This is a genomic window from Arthrobacter sp. 9V, from assembly GCF_902506065.1.
Lineage (GTDB): Bacteria > Actinomycetota > Actinomycetes > Actinomycetales > Micrococcaceae > Arthrobacter.
This window is the reverse complement of record NZ_LR733002.1, coordinates 1-1,076: the sequence shown is the minus strand read 5'-3', so window position 1 is coordinate 1,076 and position 1,076 is coordinate 1. Positions and strand designations below refer to the sequence as shown.

2 protein-coding genes are annotated in these 1,076 nt (G+C 71.4%); both read left to right on the top strand.

The window, feature by feature from the left end:
* Window positions 1-378: GNAT family N-acetyltransferase (locus BACI9J_RS23215; protein ID WP_159736701.1), on the top strand; the 378-nt coding region annotated here is incomplete at its 5' end.
* 54 nt (window positions 379-432) lie between these two features.
* Window positions 433-1,076 (top strand): hypothetical protein (locus tag BACI9J_RS23210; RefSeq protein WP_159736700.1); only part of this gene is annotated, 644 nt, incomplete at its 3' end.

The following is a 1,076-nucleotide window of genomic DNA, read 5'->3' as shown; positions in this document are numbered from 1 at the left end:
GCCATCGCCCTGCACACCGAGCCGCAGCTCGGGCAGTACGCGATGGACCGCTCGCTGCCCTGCGTCATCCGCCACGACGACCGCGTGGTCGGGGTGGCCTCGCTGACGTTCGACCCGTACCTGGGGCAGGCGTCGCTCGGCTACTGGGTGGACGCCGGACAGGAGGGCCGTGGTGTCGCCCGGCGGGCCGCCACCGTGCTGATCGGCGTTGCCCGGGCCCGCGGCGTGGCCCGGGTGGAGATCCGGACGGCGGTCGACAACGTGCGGAGCCGGCGGCTCGCCGAGCGGCTCGGCTTCACCCACGAGGGCACCCTGCGTGGCGCCTTGCCGCTCGGCCCCGAGCGGGTCGACGTCGCGGTCTACGGCCTGCTCCTCTGAGGTCCGCCGCCCCCGTGCAGACGGACCGACACCGGTCGCCGGTATCGTCGGAGCATGGCCTTGTTCGGACGACGCAACCACGACGTGCGCGATCGACCCATCAGCCAGGTCGAACTGAAGCGTGCGGTCGACGAGGGCTTCCTCATCGCGAAGGCCGCCGTCACCATCGCGGTGGCCAACCGCATCATCACGAACGCCCTGCGTGACCAGGGGTACTTCGACCACGCACTCATCGCCGAGGCCACGCGCGAGGAACTCCACCGCATGGCCGAGGAACAACGGGGTGACGCCGCACGGATGCGCGACATCCGTTCCACCTCGAGCAAGCAGAAGGGCCGTTCCCGCCACCAGCACGACTACCGGCGCGGCGACGACCTGAAGCTCCGGATGCGCGAGGCCACGTACGAGCAACTCGCCGCCATGCTCGACAAGCGACGCGACGACCAGCACTTCGTCGACGGGATCGTCCTCGCCGCGCGGGCCCGCGCCTGGGACGACATCGGCACCACCGTCGTCGGACGCCTCGGCTGGGCACAGCGCCCGGCGGACGACTACGAGATCGGCCGCGACGACCGGTTGCAGCAGATGCTCGACGAGGACTTCGCCGAGTTGCTCGCCGAGCACCCCGTCGGATCGACTCCGGTCGACGCCGACGAACCGGACGACGCCGACGGTGACCAGGACGAGTCCGACCCGGC